Below are 21,021 nucleotides of genomic sequence, written 5' to 3'. Positions count from 1 at the left end.
GGTCAACCGGCAATCTTCTCGTGAGCGGGATCGGCCGTTCGGGCTTTGCCGGCTTGTTGCGGAGAAGTCGAAGGGCCGCCGTTCGAGCCCGGGAGCTTGACGCGACGGCGATACTGAATGGCGTTGAGCAGCACCGCCAACACGATGACCGCGCCGGTGAACACTGTTTGCCAGTAGGCGGACACGCCGATGATCACGAGGCCATCGGAGAGGAAGCCGATGACGAAGGCCCCGACCAGCGTGCCGCGGATATTGCCTCGACCACCGGTGAGTGCCGCGCCGCCGATGACGACGGCTGCAATGGCGGTCAGTTCGTAGGAGTTGCCGGCGGTCGGCCCTGCCGAGGTCAGTTCCGAGGACAGGATGAGGCCGGCTACCGAGGCGCAGATGCCGGACAGCATATACACCGACACCTGCACTTTTTTCACCGGCACGCCGGACAGTTCCGCGGCGCGCTCGTTGCCGCCGGAGGCATAGAGCCACCGGCCGAAGGCCGTGCGATTGAGGATGATGCTGCCGATGATCGCGATGACCACCATGACCAGCACACCGATAGGAATACCGAACAGGCGGTTGAAGCCCAGCCAGTCGAAGCCGGTATTGCCCAGCTCCGGCTTGCCGCCGAGATCATTATATGTGAGGCCGTTTGTCATCAGCAGCGCGGCGCCGCGCACCACATAGAGCATACCCAGCGTGGCAACGAAGGCCGGCACCTTCAACCAGGCGATAAGGACGCCGTTGACCAGACCGACCAGTGCGCCCAGCACGCAGATCAGCACCACAACCACCCAGACGGGAGGGAACAGCACGACGCCGAGCGTTTGCAACTGCACGCCCTGCATCAGGAATCCGGCGACGACCCCCGACAGCCCAAGCGTCGACCCCACCGACAGGTCGATGCCGCCATTGAGGATGACCAGCAGCATGCCGACCGCGAGGATGCCGAAGATGGCGACATGCGACGCCATGGTGAGGAAATTGCCCAGCGAGAAGTAATAGGGCGACAGCATCGAGAAGACGAGGATGATCACCATCAGCGCGAGGAATGCCCGGCCCTCCAGCAACAACTTGGCCAGGCTGAAGCCACCGCTCGATGTCCTCGGGCCGGAGCGGCTACTATTCTGACTGGCGCTGGTCACGGTCTGGCTCCTGTATTCTTCATGATCAGACAAGCACCGCCTCGCCCGAGGCGGCCATGATCTGCTCTTTCGTGACATCGGCGCCGAACTGAGCCGAAATCCTGCCTCGGCGCATGACGATGATCCGGTGCGCGATACCAAGGCACTCGGCAACTTCCGAGGTCGAGAAAACGACCGCAAGCCCCTGCGCGGCCCGCTCGCCGAGCAGCCGGAACACCTCCGCCTTGGCACCGACATCGATCCCGCGACTGGGCTCGTCCAGCAGCATGACCTTGGGGTCGGTGGTCAGCATCTTGCCGATGACGACCTTCTGCTGATTGCCGCCGGACAGCGATCCGATGGGCGCGCCTGCGCCCGCCGTCTTGACGCGCACATCGCGAATGGTTCCGTCGATCAGCGACCGCTCCTGCGACCGCGAAAGCAGCATCCCCTTGACGAAGGCGCCAATGCTGGCGAGCGACAGATTTGCCCCCACGGTCATCGTCTGGACCAGCCCGTCGCGTTGGCGGTCCTCAGGCACCAGCACAAGCCCCCTGTTTATCCGCTCCGCAATGCTGAGGCGGGAGATGTCGTCGCCCTCCAGCAAGACCCGGCCGCCCGTCACCGGCAAGCGTCCGGCGACGCACTCCAGCAGTTCCGTGCGCCCGGCGCCCATCAGCCCGTAAATGCAGACGATCTCGCCCGCGCGGACATCGAGCGATAGCCGGTCGACGACCAGGCGGTCCGAACCCGAAACATCGGCGATGCTCACATCGTCGATTGACAGGGCAACGTCGCCGAATGCGTATCCCGTGGGCGGCGATCCCAGGTCGAAGTTCTCGCCCACCATGTTACGGACGATCCATTCGAGATCGATGTTCTTCGCTTTGCCCGTGGCGGTGATCGTTCCGTCGCGCAGCACCACCGCGTGGTCGGTGATCTGCAGCGCTTCTTCGAGGTGATGGGAGATGTACACGATCGAAACACCGCGGGCGGTCAGGTCCCGGATCACCTTGAACAGCACCTCCACCTCGGTCGCACTCAATGCGGAGGTAGGCTCGTCCATGATCAGGATGCGTGAATCGACGGAGAGCGCGCGTGCGATCTCGACGATCTGCTGCTGGCCCAGGCGCAGATCCTGCACCAAGGTCATCGGATCGATGTCTTCCTCGAGATCGACCATCAGCATCCGCGTCTGACGAGCCTCTTCCGCGAAGTCGAGGCCGGTCGCGCCCCGCAACTCACGACCCATGAAAATATTGTCGCGCACACTCAGATTGGGCGCGAGACTCAACTCCTGATGGATTATCGAGATGCCTCGATCCCGCGCGTCGACGGTCGAGGAGAAGACGACAGGACGGCCATCGAGTTCGATGCTTCCGGATGTCGGCGTCTCGACACCGGAAAGGATCTTCATCAGCGTCGACTTGCCTGCGCCATTCTCTCCGAACAGCGTGGTGACCTCGCCACGGCGGATGTCGAAATTGACCCCCTTGAGGGCATGCGTTCCGCCATAGGATTTTACGATGTTGCGCGCCGCGAGCACGGTATCGCCGGCCGCCGGCTCGAATTGAGGCGCCGCATTCATTGAACGCTCAGCTTTACGGGTGTGACGAGCCAGCCCTTGGGATTGATCAATTTGAAGACGCCGATCACCGAAATCGTCTTCCCGGTGAGCTTGGTATTGTCGATGGCCGACAACACCTGCTTCTTCATCTCGTTGTTCAAGGCCGATCCTGCGTTCTGATACTCGATCTGGTTGGTGAATTGCCCGAAGGTGATCGTTCCCGTGGCATCGCGCAGATCGGTTCCGTTGATCGCCGGCCCCGTCTGCACGCGAATGACCAAAGTGCTGGGAACCTCGTCGACTTTGACGGCGTAGATGCCGGACTTTCCCTCACCGACCACGCCGGTGAATTTGACCGAGAATTCCGTACCGACATTGGCCGGCACGCCGTACTCCTTCTCTGCTGCCGCCTTGTCCTTGGCGATGGCCGACGCAAGGGTAGCGGCGCTCACCGCGCGCTGCTCCACGGCGGATTGAACCTTCGGAAACTCGGACTTGCCGTATTCCTCAGGGGAAAACGCAGCCTTTCGCGCGTCCTCCGCCGAACCAATTATGACGACCTTGGTGTCGAGAACCATTGCGCCGAGCAAAATCAGGATCGCGGCCGCGGCGACAATCCAACGAACGCCGACCCGCCGATTGATCATGGTGGCGGGCTGCGAGCTCATGGCGCAACGACCTGCCGCATGACGCCGCTTAGGTCACGATCACGGCTGGCGGCGCTGCTGGCTTTCATTCCATCTCCTCCCGAGATGATATTATTATCTTCAGTTGAAAAATTTTTCACGCGTTCATGTCGTTGTCAATTCGCCTTCACCAGGATCAGCGTGCAGCCGGCGTCATCGAGAAGAACTTTGTCGCGTTGCAGTTGATTGCGACCGAGAACCCAGCCGGTATTCGGCTGCACGATCGCGTGACCGCGATTGCATGCGCTGGTCGTCAGCCCAACTGCCGTAAGCAAGAAATTCCTCACGAGCCGAAGCCTTTCGGAACAGTCAGGCCCCAGGCACAAAATCGACCATACGTTAGTGTTAAATTCACGTCAAGATCTGTGATATTTTGCCCGTTCTCCGGCACTGCCGGAGAATAGGCACCTGTCAACAAAGCTTAATATGCTGTTTTCGTGTGGTATTTTTTGAAAACAGCGCATACCCGCGAGGTGTTCGTCCCAAATCAGGGCGCCATCACAATCGCATCAGATTCCTGTCGCTGAGCTGCGCGACAGCGGCATCGAGTTCGTCGGACATCCGCTGCGGGTCCCAGTTACGTGCACGGCCGGCAATGGCGGCGATCTGCTTCAAATCGCTCATGGTCAGGGAACCGCCAATGGCCAGGGTCGTGCGCCGCATGACGATATCGGCCAGATGCTCGACGAATTCATTACGAACGATGTAGTCGATTTCGGATGTGCCGTAGTCGCTTGCCCCCGGCAGGCGATCTTCATTGTCTCCTGAACTTTGGTGGCGGGCGATCGGCAACGCCTTGGTGCCGTAGCGCGACAGAAGTTGGTCGAGACGGCGTTCGTCGGCGCCCGAAGCCGATCTGGCATCCGCCAGCCAGGCAGCTCGCGCCGCAGGCTCGGTTGGAAAACCCTTGCCGCCGCCGATCGGCATCGATCGCGTGGTGACCTTGCGGCCGCGTCCCAGCCGGTCGAGTACCGTGTCGGCAACCTCCTCGGCAAAGCCGCGGAACGTCGTCCATTTGCCGCCGACCAGCGAGATAATCGGAAACGGACGCGAACCTTTCGGCTCGACGACCGGTGCCGAATGATCCCGGCTGATCAAGCCGGGGACAGAGGCGTCGGATGCAGGCAACGGTCTGATGCCGCTATAGGCATAGACGATCTGGTCGCGTCCAAAGCTCATGCCCGGCATCAGCGCACGCACGCTCTCGAGCAGATAGTCGATCTCCTGCGGCTCGCAGCGTACTGTGTCCGGGTTGTCGGCCTGGATGTCGGTCGAGCCGACGAGCGCCAGACCGAGATAGTCGTAGACAAGGCAGATGCGGCCGTCGTCGGCTTCGAAGTAGAGCATGCGGCCTGCCAGGCTTCGTACCAGTTCGTCATGCTTCAAAAGGATGTGCGAGCCCTTGGTGCCGCCGATCATTTTCGACGGCGCGCCGAGCGAGGCGTTGACATCGTCGATCCACGGACCGGCGGCATTGACGACCAGTTTCGGCCGTACCGCAAATACGGCGCCGTTCTCGGACCGACCCCCGTCTTTTGACTGGCCCCCGCCTTTTGACTGGAAAGTCAGCACGCCATTGGACGACGAAACCAGCGTCGTGTAGTTGGCGGCCGCGGCGAGGGCATTTGCTGCAAGCCCGTCGGTGATCAGTTCGAGCACCAGCCTTTCGGGATGGCTGATCTTGGCGTCGTAATAGATGCCGGTGGCGACGATCGACCTGGTCAGTGCCGGTATCTCGCTCAGCGCCCGCCGTCGCCCGACCAGTCGGTGGCGCGGCATGACACGATGCCGCGACCCATAAAAATCGTAGATCGTCAGGCCGATCTTGATGAGGATGGCGCCGCGGCTGCGCGGCGCGCTGGTCGAGCCCAGCAGCGTGCGCAACGCCGCCCACATGCCCTTGCCCCAGGAAAAGATCGGGATGATTGTCGGTAGCGGGCTGACATAGTGCGGCGCGTTCTTCAACAGCAGGTTGCGCTCCAGCGTCGACTGCGCCACCAGGCCGAACTCGCCAGTTTCGAGATATTTCAGGCCGCCATGGATCAGCCGCGATGGCACAGCACTTGTGCCCGAGCCAAAATCGCCCTTGTCGACGATCAGGCAATTGACGCCTTGCGCGCTCAGATCCCGGAACAGACCAGCCCCATTGATGCCGGCGCCAAGAATGACGACGTCGACGTCGCCCGTCCTGTTCATAAAGGCGAGGCGCCCGATGGGGTCAGATGCACCGGGATCCGACACAGGGTCCGATGCGCCTGCGTCGCCGGAAAGGCTCATGACCGAGCCATCTTGACGATGCGCAGCTTTACGCCGGCCTGTTCGAGCTTTTGCGCCTGAGCGTCGCTTACGCCGTCGGTCGTCAGCACCGCGTCGAAACGGGTCAGATCGTCGAAGACGTGCAGGGCGACCTTGTCGAACTTGGAATGGTCGACGACAAGAATGCGCTTGGTCGAGGCAGCGACCATCGCTTGCTTGACCCGGACCACATGCTGGTCCTGGATGAAGGCCGTGGTGCCTGAGATCGCCGAAGCCGAGCAAATCAGAAGATTGGCGCGCAATTGCGCCACGGCATTCTCGCAGACGATGCCGATATAGGCGTTGTAGGTGCGGTGGTACTGACCGCCCAGGCAGATGAAGTCGATATCGTCGACATTGGTCAGCAGTGCTGCAGTCGCGACGCTGTTGGTGATGACGGTCAGTGGCTTGATGTCGGGCAGCAGAGGCGCGATCGCGTTCGCCGTCGTCGAATCGTCCAGCATGACGGCCTGGCCGGCCTCGACATAATCCAGCGCCGCATGCGCCAGCGCATCCTTCTCGGCCCTGCCGACCGTCACCCGATAGCGGAAAGCGCTTTCATAAAGGCCGGAAGGCTGCACCGTCACTGCGCCGTGCAGCTTGCGCAGCACGCCCTGGTGCGCCAGTTGGTCGATATGGCGGTGAATGGTCATCCGCGACACGCCGAAATGCTCGACCAGGTCGTCGATGCGCACCTGGCCGAATTTGATCACATAGTCGGCGATTTCCTCGCGCCGTTCGTCGGCCTTGATCATGCAGCCCCCTCAATGCTTTGCCCGGCCAGCCTTTCGATCTCCGGCCATTGCGGCTTGAGCGATTCGGCAATGCGGCAATAGAGAGAAAAACGGTCCTCGAAAACCGCATTGCGCGCCGCGTCGGGCAGATATTCATGGCTCGTCTTGCTGACCGCGCGCGCGCCCTGTTGCGGTGAGGCAAACAGGCCAACCGCGGCGCCGGCACAAAGGGCTGCGCCGAAGGCAGCCGCCTCGTCGGTCGATGTGACGATGACCGGCGCGTTGAGCACGTCGGCAAACATCTGCGCGAAGGCCGGGTTGCGGGAACTGCCGCCGGTGAGCCGCACCTCACGAACGGCAAAGCCGTCGCGCAGCGCTTCGACGTGAGTGCGGTGGTTGAAGACGATGCCTTCCAGCACCGCCTTCAGCATGTCGCCGCGGTCATGCCAGCCATGCAGGCCAAGAAAGCTGGCGCTGGCGGCATTGCCGTAAGGCGAGCCGAACAGATAGGGATGGAACAAGATGGTCGAAGGCCTGCCAAGCGCAATGTCGATCTCTGCCGCCAACATCTCGTGGATCGAGCCGCCGGTCCTTTTTGCTTCGTCCTGTTCCGGGCGGCAGAGCGTGTCGAGAAACCAGTCGTAATTCGCCGTCGATGCCGGCGAGATCGACATGTTGTTCCAACGCCCCAAGTCGATGGCGTTGCGACAGAACCAGCGCGTGTCGACGCGCGGCTCGGTGGAGACTATTTCGTTGATCGAATAGGTGCCGGCGACGATGCTGACCACGCCCTGCTCGTGGCCGCCCATGCCAAGCGCCGAGGCAGTGACATCATGCAGGCCGCAAGCGACCGGCGTGCCTTCTGCAAGCCCGCTCAGCGCCGCTGCATCGGCGGTGACGTAGCCGACGATGTCGGCCGAATGCGTCACCGGCGGCAAAGCTTCAAACAATGCCTCAAGACCGAAAATGCGCATCGCCTCCGGGGCATAGCTTTGCGTACGCACATTGGTGAACGAGGTGCTCGCCTCGGTGAGGTCAGTGCCGATGGTGCCGGTCAGGCAAAAACGCAGCCAGTCCTTGCAAGCGAATAGGTGCGCTATTCGGCTGAAGCGTTCGGGATCGTGCTCATGCAACCAGACCAGCAAAGACGACGGTGAGGAAACGTGCGGCACCTGGCCGGTCAGGGCGAGCGCCTCGGCGAAGACCGAACCTTGCGACCATCTGTCGACGATTTCGCCCGCCCGGCTGTCCAGCGACAATATGCCGGGGCCGAGCGGCCGGCGATCGCTATCGAGCAGGTACAGGCCATCACCATGCGCGGTCGCCGCCACTGCCTTGATGTCGCTGGCCGGCCGGCCGCTCAAGGCAATGGCTTCCCGGATCGCCTCGGCGGTCGCTTGCCAGAGACCGGCCATGTCGCGTTCGACCCAGCGCGCGTGCGGCATCGATTGCGGCACCCGCCGGCGCGCTACCGACAATTGCGAACCGTCGGCGTCGAAGGTCACCGCCTTCGTCACCGTCAGGCCGTTGTCGATCCCAAGCAGGCTGGACATGGCTACCTCTCAGCTCATCGCTTGCCGGTACGCGTTGCGAATAGGATTTTGGTGCATAGCGCTTGACGACGGCGGGGAAAGCTGCCCGGCGAAGCAACCGCCGAACACCGATCAGAATTCCGAACCAACGGAATCGACCATATAATGGTGTTAAATTAACGTCAACATGCGTGATTTTTGGAAGCAATCTTGCGGCGGCCAAGGGCCCGTACGAGCGCCAGCCCGAACTCGCCATCATTGATGCGGCTTTCGCAGGCTGTTTTGGATCTCCCGGAGGCCGCTGAACGGCGACCGAGATAAATCGTGGCAGCTCTGGCGTAGCCGCCACGACAAGGGTCTCACCAGCCTAGTCGATGTCGAAGGATACACCTTGGGCCAGCGGCAGCGCCTTGGAATAGTTCACCGTGTTGGTGGCGCGCCGCATATACGCCCTCCAGGCGTCGGAGCCCGACTCGCGGCCGCCGCCGGTCTCCTTCTCGCCACCGAAGGCACCACCGATCTCGGCCCCCGATGTGCCTATGTTGACGTTGGCGATGCCGCAGTCGGACCCGTCGACGCCGAGGAAGCGCTCGGATTCCTGCAGGTCGCGGGTGAAGATCGACGACGACAGCCCCGCTCCGACCGCGTTGTGCTCGTCGAGCACGGCGTCGAAATCCGAGTACTTCATCACATAGAGGATCGGTGCGAAGGTCTCTTCCGTCACCGGCGAGACCTGCTTGGGCATCTCGACCAGCGCCGGACGAACGTAATAGGCGTCGGGATGGCCATTCTCGACCCGCGTGCCACTGGTCACCTTGCCGCCGTGAGCGGCGGCTTCCTTCAACGCGTTCTGCATGCTGTCGAAGGCTGCCTTGTCGATCAACGGTCCGACCAGCGCTGATGTCTCCAGCGGATTGCCGACCGAGACGCTTTCATAGGCCTTCTTGAGGCGCGGAACAAAGGCATCATAGATGCTCTCATGCACGAACAGGCGCCTGAGCGTCGTGCAGCGCTGGCCGGCCGTGCCCATGGCGCCGAAGGCAATGGCGCGCAAGGCCATGTCGAGATCGGCCGTCGGGCAGACGATGCCGGCATTGTTGCCGCCGAGCTCCAGCACGGCGCGGGCAAAGCGCTTCGCCAGCCGCGGACCGACATCCCTGCCCATGCGGGTCGAGCCAGTGGCCGAAACCAGCGGCACCTTCGGATGATCGACCAGAATTTCGCCGACGGCGCGATCGCCGATCAGCACCGACGTCAAGCCTTTCGGAGCATCGCCGAAACGTTCTGCCGCACGCTTGAAGATCGCCTCGCAGGCGAGCGCCGTCAGCGGTGTCTTTTCGGACGGCTTCCACACCACCGCGTCGCCGCAGACAAGCGCAAGCGCGGCGTTCCACGACCACACCGCAACCGGGAAGTTGAAGGCCGAAATCACGCCGACCACACCCAGCGGATGCCAGGTTTCCATCATGCGATGACCGGGCCGCTCGGTGGCGATGGTCAGGCCGTAGAGTTGGCGCGACAGGCCGACGGCGAAATCACAGATGTCGATCATCTCCTGCACTTCGCCGAGCCCTTCGGACGGGATCTTGCCGACTTCGATCGACACCAGCCGGCCAAGCTCGGCCTTGTGGGTACGCAGTTCCTCGCCAAGCAGCCGCACCAGCTCGCCGCGCTTCGGTGCCGGCACCAGACGCCAAGCCTGGAAGGCTTTATGCGCCTTGTCGACGGTCTCTGCCGCACCGGCTGGCGAGATCGTCTTCAGCGCAGCGATCTGCTCACCCGTCACCGGACTGCGCACGATGAGATCGCCGCCCGAAAGCGCGGCCTCGGCGACACCCAGTTTCGCCAGTAGCCCGGCTGTTTCCTTCGCAATCGTCATTCTCTGTCCCTTTCAGATCCCGTCTCATATGGCGACGGCCAAGGCCTTGTGCCATGCCTGTGCCGATCGGCACATCAGGCGCTGTCATGGCGTGGCATTACTCGTTTCAGGGAAAAATCGCTACCCCGGCATGGTCTAAGCCAATGTCAGACCGTTGAACCAGCGATTCGTTCAGCGCGCTGTCTGCGCGGTTCCCCGCGCGGTGCCTTCCTTCATCAGCCGGTCGATATGCATGCGGATATGGGCGGCCTCGGCGGCCGTGTTGGCAAGCGCGATCGCGCGGTCGAAGGCGATGCGCGCCTCCTCACCACGACCGAGCTGCATCAGCAGTCCGCCCTTGAGGCCGAAGAAATGGAAATAGCCGGAAAGCCTTTGTTCCAACGGCTCGATCATGGCAAGTGCCGCTTCCGGCCCGCGCACCTTGGCGACCGCGACGGCGCGATTGAGCGTCACCACCGGCGACGGCTGCATCTGCTCGAGCAGGCTGTAGAGCAGCTCGATCTCGTTCCAGTCCGTGTCCTCAGGCTTTTCCGCCCGCGCATGCAGGGCGGCGATCGCCGCCTGCACCTGGTAGGGACCGGGCTTCTGATGGCGCAGCGCCTTGTCGACCAGCGCCAGCCCCTCGTCGATCATCTTGCGGCTCCACAGGCTGCGGTCCTGGTCTTCGAGCAGCACGATTTCGCCGTTCTCGTCGAAACGCGCCGGCGCACGCGCATGCTGGAGAAGCAAGAGCGCCGTCAGGCCCATGATCTCCGGCTCGGTCTGGAACAGCCTGAGCAGCAGCCGGGCCAGCCGGATTGCCTCTTCGCAGAGCGGCGCCCGGGCCGGCGCCTCGCCGCTGTTGGTCGAATAGCCTTCGTTGAAGATCAGGTAGACCATCGCGGCGACGGCGGCGAGCCGTTCGGACCGCTCGACCGCACCGGGCGTCTCGAACGGCACGCCGGCATCGGCGATGCGCGCCTTGGCACGTGTGATGCGCTGCTCCATGGCGCTTTCACCGACGAGAAAGGCGCGGGCGATCTGCTTGACGCTCAGGCCTGAAACAATGCGCAGCGCCACGGCGATCTGCTGCGTCGCCGGCAGGTCGGGATGGCAGCAGATGAACAGCAGCCGCAATATGTCATCGCGGTAATGCGCGCCGTCCAGCCGTTCGGCAATATCAGTCTCGGCATCCTCCAGATCGGAGATCTGGTCCTCTTCCGGCAGCGGCGCCTGCTTGGCCCGCTTGCGTACCGCGTCGATGCCGCTGTTACGGCCAACGAAGATCAGCCAGGCTGCCGGATCACGCGGCGGGCCGTTTGTCGGCCAGTTCTTCAGAGCTCGCAGGCACGCGTCCTGGAAAGCTTCTTCCGCCGCATCGAGATCGCGGAAGTAGCGCAGCAGCGCGCCCATCGCTTGTGGGCGGGCGGTGCTGATCGCCGTGCTGATCCAGGTGAGATCGGTCATGCGGGAATCCTGGCGGGTTTGAAGAGCGAAACCGGCCGTATTTCGTAGGAGCCGCCGCTCGGGTTGACCTCGGAAAGTTCGCGCGCAAAGTCGACGGCCTCGTCGAGATCGGCGCATTCGAGCGTGTAGAAGCCGAGGAACTGTTCCTTGGTTTCGGCAAATGGTCCGTCGATGACGACCGCTTCGCCCTTGACCTTTCTCAGCGTTGTCGCAGCGGTTGTGGGCAGCAGCCGCGCCACCGGGCCAAGCCGGCCCGCCTGAGCGTATTTTTCCTGCACGCCCAGGAGTTTTTCCATGACGGCATCGTCCTGTTCCTTGCTCCAGGAGCAGACGACGTCTTCGGAGGCATAGCAGAGGATAGCGTAGAGCATGGGTGTGTCCTTTTCTCTGTCAAAGGACGAAACATTAGGACCTATCCCGACATAACGTCGATAAAAAAAATTACGTCCTGCCAGCGCAATGAAAGCCTGTGGCTGCTCTGTTCGGTTCAGCTTTCCTGCGCCTTCAGCCATCTCAGAACGAGGGCTTCTTCGTCATCAAGACCGAGTATCGATCGCTTCCGCTTGTTCACATCCGCCATTTCGCTGAGCAGCCGTCCTTCGGACCAGGCTTCGAAAACTTGCGGGTGGATGTAACACCTGCGGCAGATGGCGCGCGTGTTGCCCAGCCGCTCGGCCACCTTGTCGATGACGCCGTTCATCACCCGCTTCTGTTGTGCCTGGCTTTCGGGTCGTTCGGTTTGCGCAAACAGTGACGCAGCATGGATGGTGCCGCCCCAGGTTCGGAAATGCTTCGAGCTGAAATCGTCCCCTGCGTTCTCCCTGATGTAGCGGTTGACGTCGTCGGAGCGAATCGGTCGCCTGCTCCCGTCCTCGTCGAGATACTGGAACAGCTTCTGGCCCGGCAGATCCTGCGCCCCGCGCACGATCCTGGCAATCCGGCGATCGACGAGCTTCAGCTTCCATTCCTTGCCGGACTTGCCTTTGAAAGCGAAACGCAGGCTCGAGCCATTGATGTCGACATGACGGTCGCGCAGCGTGGTCAGCCCGAAGCTGTTGTTGTCGCGAGCGTAGGCGGCATTGCCGACGCGGATCATCGTGCTGTCGAGCAGCCAGACCACAGCGGCGACAACGCGTTCCAGCGGCAGGCCGTGACGGCGCAGATCGGCATCGATCTGGCGCCGCAGCTCAGGCAGGCTTTCTGCAAAGGCAACCAGGCTCGAATATTTGACGCCGTCACGCTCCTCCGCCCACAGCGCATGATACCGATATTGCTTACGCCCACGCTGATCCCGGCCCGTCGCCTGAATGTGACCGTCAGCATCCGGCGAGATCCACACATCCGTCCACGCCGGCGGTATGGCGAGCGCCTTGATGCGGGCCATAGTGTCGTCGTCGACACCCTGCCCGTCAGGTCCTTTGTATGAAAATCCCCTGCCAGTCCTAAAACGGCGGATACCGGGCTCGGTATCGGTGACATAGGCCAGCGAGGCTCGATCGGCCGAGGCCTCCCCACCATTCTTCGGCGTTCCCTTTCTTGGTGCAACATCCCCGGCAGCCAATCGGCCGGACGGCGACCCGGATTTATCCAGCATGTCCTCTCCGCGAGAAATTTCCCGTAGATAAGCGCCGGACCGGCCGCTGGTTCCGCCATGGCTTTCACAAACATGTCAGGCTCACCGCATGAGAACCCGTCTTCCGTCTATGTTCAGCGCTTACAAATCGATGCGGCATCGCCTGCCGTCATGCTTTCTCGAGCACGACCGGAATGACGTCGACCGCTTGCTCGCCGACCTGCCCTCCGGTCGTCTTCAGGATGCCGACGATCGGCGCGACATCCGAGTAGTCGCGGCCGTGGCCGACGGTGATGTGGTCGTTGCTTGCCCGCATGCCGTTGGTCGGATCGAACTCCTGCCATCCGGTGTCGCGCCCGCACCACACCTTCACCCAGGCATGCATGGCGTCGGCCCCTTCCAGCCGCGGTTTTCCGCGCGGCGGAATGGTGCGCAGGAACCCGCTGACATAGCCGGCAGGGATACCCATGCCGCGCAGGCCGGCGATCATGATATGCGAAAAGTCCTGGCAGACGCCCCGCTTCAGGTCAAAGGCATCGCTTGCCCGGGTCTGCACCGTAGTCGCCTCGCCATCATAGGTGAAATCGCGGTAGATACGGTTGCACAGGTCCATGGCCGTGCTGACAGCGGAGTTGCCGGCACTGCTCCGCGCGTAACCCGTGATATCAGCATCGATGCCAGCATGGTCGCTGGCGGCCAGAAAGTGATGCGGTGTATCAGGCGACAGCGACCGCACCGCATCGAGTTCCTCCCTCAGCCGGCGAATGTCGGGCGACACGTCAAGCCCGGGTTCCGGCCGCGAAACCGCGACGCGCGCGCTCATCCTGATGTCGAGCGCATCGTGAACGTCGCGAAAGGCGATCGACGTGACATTGTTGCCAAAGAAATCGGAAAAATCCGAGCGTTCGCTCGGCGTCGGCGCGAAGGACAGCGAAGCGGCGATCACGCGCTGCACGCCCGATATCGTCGGCGGCAGCACGCGCACCTGATGGCGGCCGCCGCCCGCCGCAGCATCGTAATCGTAACGCAGATTGAGCCTGATGTCGTAGAGCATGCCCGCCTTTATCCGAACCCGTCCTTAGCCGAAATAGGCTTTGGCGAGGCTGTTGTAGAGGCCGCCGATCTCGGTGGCGAGATCGTCCAGGGCCTTCGCCGTCATGTCCGAGGGCTCCTTGATGGCGATTGCCGTGTTGAGCTGCAGGATCTCCTTCGCCGCCGGCGACATGTGCCCCTCGCTGCCGACAGAGGGCAACAGCGCGATTTCGGCCTTCAGCCGCTCGAGCTGGAACAGGATGGAGCGCGGGTTGAGCGGATCGAGCACCAGGAGGTCGATCACCGTGCGCCGGCCGGCCTGCACTGGATACTGCCGCCGGTGGGTCATGACGCTGTCGCCGATCTCCAGCATCATGTCGAGCGCGCCGTCCGGCGCCGCAGTCCTGGTCAACCGGACGAGCGTGCGGGCGATCTGGATGCCGCGTTCCAACCGCCGGCCGATCTCCAGGAAGCGCCAGCCGGTGAAGCGGTACATATTTTCATGCAGCAGGCCGGAAAACCCGGCGAGCTTGCGCAGGATGACCGTCATCGCCCGCGTCGCATCATCGCCCGGCGCCACCGTTGTCGCGAATTGATGAATGGTCTTCGACAGATCCTTCAGCGCCAGCCAGCCATCGGGCGAGAAGCGGTCGCGAATCTGTCCGGCGCTGTAGACGGCGCTGTCCAAGGTGCCGATCAGCCCCGGCGGGATCGCGGTTTCGACGTCTATGCCGAACGGTTCGAGATAGTCTCTGATATCGGCAAGCAGCGGCATATCCGGGTCGGAGGCCTCGGCCAGCCGCACATGATAGGCGCGCAGGATGCGCACCGTGTCTTCCGATCGCTCGATATAGCGGCCGAGCCATGTCAGGTTTTCCGCCGCGCGGCTGGGCAGGCTGCCCGGCAAGGTACGGGTGAAGCTGTCATGCTCCTGCGGCAGCAGCGTCTCGCGCTCCACCGGTCTGTCGCTGACCACCCAAACATCCGCTGCCTGGCCGCCGCGCTGCATGGCGATTGCGGTCGGGTCGAGCGAAAAGCCGACGCGGGCAAAACCGCCGGGCATCACTGTCCAGCCTTCCGGCGTTCGCGCCAGATAGACGCGCAGGGCTGCTGGCCGCGGCTCCAGCCAGCCGCCGACATAGACCGGCGTGGTCGAAAGCGTCACCGCTTCCTGTCCGACAAAGTCGCCGCCGTTCTGCTCGATCAGTGCTATCAGTTCGGCCCGCTCCCCGGCAACCAGCGCCGAGCCAAGCCTCGTGCAATCGTCGTCCTCGAAGGCAAGCCGTGTCGACAGCGCCGGACCAATCACCATGCGGTCGAGGTTAGCCAGCACATGGTCGCGTTCCGTGTCCCGCCCGCACCACCACGTCGCGACGCTCGGCAGCAGAAGCTCCTCGTTGCGCAATTCGCGCGAAATCTTCGGCAGGAAGGCGAACATCGCCCGCGTTTCCATCAGCCCGGAGCCGAGCGCGTTGACGGCTGAAACGGCCCCCCGGCGGATCGCCTCGACCAGCCCTGGCGTGCCGATCTGCGAATCCGGCCGCAACTCCAGCGGATCGGCGAAGGCGGCGTCGAGCCGTCGCCAAAGCACGCTGACCGGCATCAACCCCGAAACGGTGCGCACCATAAGCCGGCCGCCGGAGACGGTCAGATCCTCGCCTTCGAGCAGCATGATGCCGAGGTAGCGGGCGATATAGGCATGTTCGTAGTAGGTTTCGTTGAGCGGCCCCGGCGTCAGGATGGCGACACGGCCGCCTGATATCTTGGCCATACCGTTCAGCGCGTCGCGAAAGCGACGGAAGAAGCCGGCAAGGCGGTGCACATGCATCTCGCCATAGATGTCGGACAGCGCGCGCGTGGTGGCGACGCGGTTTTCCAGCGCAAAGCCGGCACCCGACGGCGCCTGCGTGCGGTCACCCAGCACCCACCAGCGGCCGTCCGGTCCACGGCCGAGCTCGAAGGCGCAGAAATGCAGGAAATGGCCGCTGGCCGGTCTGGTGCCGACGACGGGCCGCAAATATTCCGGGCTGGCCGCGATCAGCCCCGCCGGCAGGATGCCCTTCTCGACCAGGCGGTTCGGCCCGTAGATATCGGCGATCGTTTCCTCGAACAGCTCGGCCCGCTGAACCAGGCCGGCACTGATCGCGGCCCATTCCTGCTCCTCGATCAGCAGCGGTACATGCGCCAGCGGCCATTCGCGCTCATTGGCGCCGGCCTTGTCGTAGACGCGGTAATAGACGCCGGCGTCGCGCAGATACTGGTCGGCGCGGGCGAAGCGCTGGGCCAGCTTTTCGGGCCCCAGTTCTTCCAGTGCCTCGATGAACTCCTTCCAGACCGGGCGGGGATTGCCTGATGCATCGACCATCTCGTCGACGACGCCGTCGATCGGCTGGTAGTGCTCCAGCAGGTTGTGCGGCCAGCCGCGTATTTTCTTGTGATTCCCCTTTGCCATGGCTGATCAGAGTCTTGCAGGTCGCCGTAGGTCAAGGGTCATCGGGAAATCCTCAGAGGCTTGTTCGTCGCGCAGCACGTAGCCGGACGGCGTATGGCCGCGCGGCTCGAAGCGGGCGAGCCGCCGTGCCTCCGCTTCGTTGCCGTTGACAGGGAAGGTGTCGTAGCTGCGCCCGCCGGGATGCGCGACATGGTAGACGCAGCCGCCGACCGCCCGGCCCGACCACCGATCGTAGATGTCGAAGACCAGCGGCGTGTTGACCGGCAGCGCGGGATGCAGCCCCGATGCCGGCTGCCAGGCCTTGAAGCGGACCCCTGCAACCGCGATCTCTCTGGTGTCGGTCATCTTCATCGGCACGATGCGGCCGTTGCAGACGACGGCGTGACGCTCCGGGTTGAGCCCTTCGGTCTTCACCTGCAGCCGCTCGACCGAGGAATCGACGAAGCGCACGGTTCCGCCGATGGCGCCCTGCTCGCCCATGACATGCCACGGCTCCAGCGCCTGCCGCAGTTCCAGCTTGATGCCGGCATGCTGGACCTCGCCGCAGAACGGGAAGCGGAATTCGAGCTGCGCGTCGAACCATTCGGGACGGAATTCAAAGCCGTTCAGCTTGAGATCGTCCAGCACGTCGAGAAAGTCAGCCCAGACATAGTGCGGCAGCATGAAACGGTCATGCAGCGACGTGCCCCAGCGCACGAAGCGGCCATCGAGCGGGCTCTTCCAGGCGCGGGCGATAATGGCGCGCACCAGCAATTGCTGCGCGAGGCTCATGCGCGCATTGGGCGGCATTTCGAAGCCGCGGAACTCGACCAGCCCCAACCGGCCGGTCGGGCCGTCCGGCGAAAACAGCTTGTCGATGCAGATTTCCGAGCGGTGGGTATTCCCTGTCACGTCTGTCAGAAGATTTCGGAACAGCCGGTCGACCAACCACGGCAGCGGGGCCCGACCCTTGTCCGGATGCGGCACCTGCGCCATCGCGATCTCGAGCTCGTAGAGCGAATCGTGGCGCGCCTCGTCGAAACGCGGCGCCTGGCTGGTCGGGCCGATGAACAGGCCTGAGAACAGATAGGACAGCGACGGACGGCGCTGCCATTGCAGCACAAGGCTCTTCAGCAAGTCGGGGCGGCGCAGGAACGGACTGTCGTTAGGCGTCGCGCCGCCGACGACGACATGGTTGCCGCCGCCGGTGCCGGTATGGCGGCCGTCGATCATGAACTTGTCAGCGCCAAGCCGCGTCTGCCGCGCCTCCTCGTAGATCGCTGTGGTCGTCGCCACGCAGTCCTGCCAGTTCGCAGCCGGATGGATGTTCACTTCGATGACGCCGGGATCGGGAGCCACGCGGATGACGTTGAGGCGCGGATCGTGCGGCGGGCCGTAGCCCTCGATATGCACCGGCAGGCCGATAGCCTTTGCCGCATTCTCGGCCGCCGCGACCAATTCGAGATAATCTTCCAGCGCCTCGACCGGCGGCATGAACACACAAAGCCGTCCATCGCGCGGCTCGACCGAGAGCGCGGTGCGTACCGCGCCGCCGATCTCGGTGATCTCCTGTTCGACACGGTCCTGCTGGCCGGTCGCGGCGGTGAAGGACGCCGCCTGCTGGCGGCGCGCCATTTCGTCGGCGCCTTCAAGTTCGGCCGGTGCAGCCTCCGACAAGGGAGCGGCTTCAGGCAAAATAGCCTCGCGCGCCGGCAATGGCCCGCGCGGCAGGGAAGGATCGACCGGCACGATGTAGGGGAACTGCGCCGGCGGCACATAGGGAAGCGTGCCCAGCGGCAGGCGGTAGCCGACCGGTGAATCGCCCGGCACCAGAAACAGCCTGCCGCGCCGCGTTTTCCATCTCTCCGAACGCCAGCGCGGTCCCGACGCCTGGCTGTTCCAGCGCTGGACAGGCAATACATAGCCCGACGGCTTGGTCAGGCCGCGTTCGAACACCCGCGCCATGCGGCTGCGCTCCTCGGGGTCGTCCAGCTTCGAATTGGACGGATCGACGTTCTCCGGCAGCTTGCCTTCCTTGAGCAGCCACTCGCCCGGGTCCTCATAGGCTTCGCTGACCATGGTCTTGTCGATGCCGAGTTCATCGGCAATCGCCGTCAGCAGGCCTTCAGCCTGCTTCGGTCCGACATCTGCTTCGCTGTTTTCCCGTGCGATCAGCGATGGGTCGCTCCACACCGGCTCGCCGTCGGCGCGCCAGTACAGCGAGAACGTCCAGCGCGGCAGGCTTTCGCCCGGATACCACTTGCCCTGCCCGTAGTGCAGGAAGCCGCCGGGCGCGAAACGCTCACGCAGCCGGCGGATCAGCGCATCGGCCTTTTCGCGTTTTGTCGGGCCGACGGCGGCAGTATTCCACTCCTCCGCCTCGAAATCGTCGATCGACACGAAGGTCGGCTCGCCACCCATGGTCAGCCGCACGTCCCCGGCATCGAGCGCGGCGTCGACCCGGTTGCCCAGCGCATCGAGCGCCTGCCAGCTTTCATCCGAGAACGGCTTGGTGATGCGTGGATGCTCGGCGATGCGGTCGACCCGCATGTCGAAGCCGAACTCGACATTGGCGAAGCTCGCCATGCCGGAAATCGGCGCGGCGTTGCGGAAATGCGGCGTTGCGGCGAGCGGCACATGGCTTTCGCCGGTGAGCAGTCCGGAGGTCGGGTCGAAGCCGATCCAGCCGGCGCCCGGCAGGTAGACCTCGCACCAGGCATGGAGATCGGTGAAGTCGACGGCAGTGCCGGGCGGTCCGTCAAGCGCGACGAGGTCGGGCTTTAGCTGGATTAGGTAGCCGGAAACGAAGCGCGCAGCGATGCCGAGGTTCCTCAGGATCTGCACCAGCAGCCAGCTCGTGTCGCGGCACGAGCCTTTCTTGGCGGCCAGCGTTTCCTCCGGCGAAAAAACGCCGGTTTCCATGCGCACGATATAGGCGATCTCGCGCTGCAGGCGCGCATTGAGGTCGACGACGAAATTGACGGTGTTGGTCGGGCTGCGATCGATGGTTTGCAGGAACGCCGACAGCAGCGGTCCGGCCGGTTCCGGCGTCCGGTAGATGGCGAGATCGGCGCTGATCTCTTCCGGGTATTCGAATGGAAAGATCTCGGCCGACGGCTCGACGAAGAAATCGAACGGATTGTAGACCGTCATGTCGGCGACGAGGTCGACCTCGATCTTCAGTTCCGCCACCGGTTCTGGAAACACGAAGCGGGCAAGGAAGTTGCCGTAAGGGTCCTGCTGCAGATTGACGAAGTGGTTCGCCGGCTCGACCTTCAGCGAATGGCTGAGCACCTTGGTGCGGGAATGCGGCGCCGGCTGCAGCCTGATGACCTGAGGGCCGAGAACAACCGGCCGGTCATATTTGTAATGGGTCAGGTGGTAGACGGCTGCCAGAATTGCCATGGGGCCCCGAAAGTCGGCGTTCAAACGATATCGCCGAACCCTGACACAAATGCTGGCCATTCTCCAAGCAGAGATGTTGCGCTGCACCTAAATTAAGCAGCGTTGCCGGTCTAGGGGTCGCTCAGAAAAACGCCTGCAACCCCGTCTGCGCCCGCCCGAGGATCAGCGCATGCACGTCATGCGTGCCCTCATAGGTGTTGACCGTCTCCAGGTTCTGCGCGTGGCGCATTACATGGTAGCCGATCTGGATGCCGTTGCCGCCATGCATGTCACGGGCCTGGCGGGCAATGTCGAGCGCCTTGCCGCAATTGTTGCGCTTGACGATCGAGATCATCTCAGGCGCCATCTTGCCTTCATCCATCAGCCGCCCAACTCGTAAGCTGCCCTGCAGGCCGAGCGCGATCTCGGTCTGCATGTCGGCGAGCTTCTTCTGGAAAAGCTGCATGCCGGCCAGCGGCTTGCCGAATTGCTTGCGGTCGAGGCCATATTGGCGAGCGCGGTGCCAGCAATCTTCCGCCGCACCCATCGCCCCCCAGGAAATGCCATAACGCGCCCGGTTGAGGCAGCCGAACGGCCCCTTCAGGCCGGAGACATTAGGCAGCAGCGCGTCTTCGTCGACCTCGACACCTTCCATCACCACTTCGCCGGTGATCGATGCACGAAGCGACAGCTTGCCGCCGATCTTCGGCGCCGACAGCCCCTTCATGCCTTTTTCCAGCACGAAGCCGCGAATCTCGTTGTCATGCGCGGCCGATTTCGCCCAGACGACAAATAAGTCGGCGATCGGCGCGTTGGAAATCCACATTTTCGAGCCGGAGATCTTGTAGCCGCTCGCCGTCTTTTCGGCCCGCGTCTTCATACCGCCCGGGTCGGAACCGGCATCCGGCTCGGTCAGGCCGAAGCAGCCGATCCATTCGCCGCTGGCGAGCTTCGGCAGGTACTTCCTGCGTTGTTCTTCCGAGCCATAGGCATGGATTGGATACATCACCAGCGACGACTGCACGCTCATCATCGAGCGATAGCCCGAGTCGATGCGCTCGACTTCCCGCGCCACCAGTCCATAGGTGACATAGTTGGCACCGAGCCCGCCATATTCCTCGGGGATGGTGATGCCGAGCAGGCCTGCCTCGCCCATCTCGCGAAAGATCCCGGCATCGGTCTTTTCCTCGAGATAGGCTTCCTCGATTCTGGGAGCGAGCTTGTCGGCCGCGAATGCCGCGGCGCCATCACGCACCATCCGTTCGTCTTCCGAAAGCTGGTTCTCGATCAGGAAAGGATCGTCCCAGACGAATGCATTCTTGTCGGCGGCCATGGCTCGGTCTC

15 protein-coding genes are annotated in these 21,021 nt (G+C 63.3%); all 15 read right to left on the bottom strand.

Annotated elements, in window-relative coordinates; all coding sequences use genetic code 11:
• Positions 1 to 2: 2 nt before the first annotated feature.
• The 15 genes from CIT26_RS11790 to CIT26_RS11725 all read right to left on the bottom strand — a co-directional run bounded on the left by CIT26_RS11790 (position 3) and on the right by CIT26_RS11725 (position 21,010).
• Positions 3 to 1,139, bottom strand: coding sequence for an ABC transporter permease (locus CIT26_RS11790; RefSeq protein WP_095492729.1), 1,137 nt, complete (start codon positions 1,137 to 1,139; stop codon positions 3 to 5).
• 25 nt (positions 1,140 to 1,164) lie between these two features.
• Entirely contained in the window at positions 1,165 to 2,706 is a 1,542-nt protein-coding gene (locus tag CIT26_RS11785; protein ID WP_095492728.1) for a sugar ABC transporter ATP-binding protein, read from the bottom strand.
• Complete coding sequence (locus CIT26_RS11780) at positions 2,703 to 3,353, bottom strand: DUF2291 family protein (RefSeq protein ID WP_095492727.1); 651 nt, start codon at positions 3,351 to 3,353, stop codon at positions 2,703 to 2,705. The genes CIT26_RS11785 and CIT26_RS11780 overlap by 4 nt, the downstream gene beginning before the upstream one ends.
• Before the next feature lie 134 nt (positions 3,354 to 3,487).
• Positions 3,488 to 3,646 (bottom strand): hypothetical protein, encoded by a 159-nt coding sequence (locus CIT26_RS36545; RefSeq protein ID WP_167391369.1) that lies wholly within the window; start codon positions 3,644 to 3,646, stop codon positions 3,488 to 3,490.
• 223 nt (positions 3,647 to 3,869) lie between these two features.
• Complete coding sequence (locus CIT26_RS11775) at positions 3,870 to 5,648, bottom strand: glycerol-3-phosphate dehydrogenase/oxidase (RefSeq protein WP_095492726.1); 1,779 nt, start codon at positions 5,646 to 5,648, stop codon at positions 3,870 to 3,872.
• Complete coding sequence (locus CIT26_RS11770) at positions 5,645 to 6,421, bottom strand: DeoR/GlpR family DNA-binding transcription regulator (protein WP_095492725.1); 777 nt, start codon at positions 6,419 to 6,421, stop codon at positions 5,645 to 5,647. Before CIT26_RS11770 ends, CIT26_RS11775 begins: the two co-directional genes overlap by 4 nt.
• On the bottom strand, positions 6,418 to 7,953 hold the full coding sequence (locus CIT26_RS11765; RefSeq protein ID WP_095492724.1) for an FGGY-family carbohydrate kinase: 1,536 nt from the start codon (positions 7,951 to 7,953) through the stop codon (positions 6,418 to 6,420). Before CIT26_RS11765 ends, CIT26_RS11770 begins: the two co-directional genes overlap by 4 nt.
• A 346-nt stretch (positions 7,954 to 8,299) precedes the next feature.
• Positions 8,300 to 9,811 (bottom strand): L-piperidine-6-carboxylate dehydrogenase, encoded by a 1,512-nt coding sequence (gene amaB / locus CIT26_RS11760; protein WP_095492723.1) that lies wholly within the window; start codon positions 9,809 to 9,811, stop codon positions 8,300 to 8,302.
• Between the two features lie 171 nt (positions 9,812 to 9,982).
• Complete coding sequence (locus CIT26_RS11755; RefSeq protein ID WP_095492722.1) at positions 9,983 to 11,257, bottom strand: RNA polymerase sigma factor; 1,275 nt, start codon at positions 11,255 to 11,257, stop codon at positions 9,983 to 9,985.
• The gene (locus CIT26_RS11750; RefSeq protein ID WP_095492721.1) at positions 11,254 to 11,628 is read right to left on the bottom strand and encodes a YciI family protein; all 375 of its coding nucleotides are present in this window, start codon (positions 11,626 to 11,628) and stop codon (positions 11,254 to 11,256) included. The genes CIT26_RS11755 and CIT26_RS11750 overlap by 4 nt, the downstream gene beginning before the upstream one ends.
• Positions 11,629 to 11,744: 116 nt before the next feature.
• Positions 11,745 to 12,851, bottom strand: a complete 1,107-nt coding sequence (locus CIT26_RS11745; protein WP_095492720.1) for a DNA topoisomerase IB — start codon at positions 12,849 to 12,851, stop codon at positions 11,745 to 11,747.
• A 148-nt stretch (positions 12,852 to 12,999) separates the two neighbouring features.
• The gene (locus tag CIT26_RS11740; RefSeq protein ID WP_095492719.1) at positions 13,000 to 13,884 is read right to left on the bottom strand and encodes a transglutaminase family protein; all 885 of its coding nucleotides are present in this window, start codon (positions 13,882 to 13,884) and stop codon (positions 13,000 to 13,002) included.
• A 24-nt stretch (positions 13,885 to 13,908) separates the two neighbouring features.
• Positions 13,909 to 16,314: a circularly permuted type 2 ATP-grasp protein gene (locus CIT26_RS11735; protein WP_095492718.1), complete on the bottom strand. Its 2,406-nt coding sequence runs from the start codon at positions 16,312 to 16,314 to the stop codon at positions 13,909 to 13,911.
• Positions 16,315 to 16,320: 6 nt separating this feature from the next.
• A complete protein-coding gene (locus CIT26_RS11730) occupies positions 16,321 to 19,698 on the bottom strand; it encodes a transglutaminase family protein (RefSeq protein WP_095492717.1) in 3,378 nt (1,125 codons plus the stop codon).
• Positions 19,699 to 19,819: 121 nt separating this feature from the next.
• Complete coding sequence (locus CIT26_RS11725; RefSeq protein ID WP_095492716.1) at positions 19,820 to 21,010, bottom strand: acyl-CoA dehydrogenase; 1,191 nt, start codon at positions 21,008 to 21,010, stop codon at positions 19,820 to 19,822.
• Positions 21,011 to 21,021: the final 11 nt, after the last annotated feature.

This window comes from Mesorhizobium temperatum (assembly GCF_002284575.1).
Lineage (GTDB): Bacteria > Pseudomonadota > Alphaproteobacteria > Rhizobiales > Rhizobiaceae > Mesorhizobium > Mesorhizobium temperatum.
The sequence above is the reverse complement of the archived record's forward strand: the minus strand, read 5'-3'. Positions and strand labels throughout refer to the sequence as shown.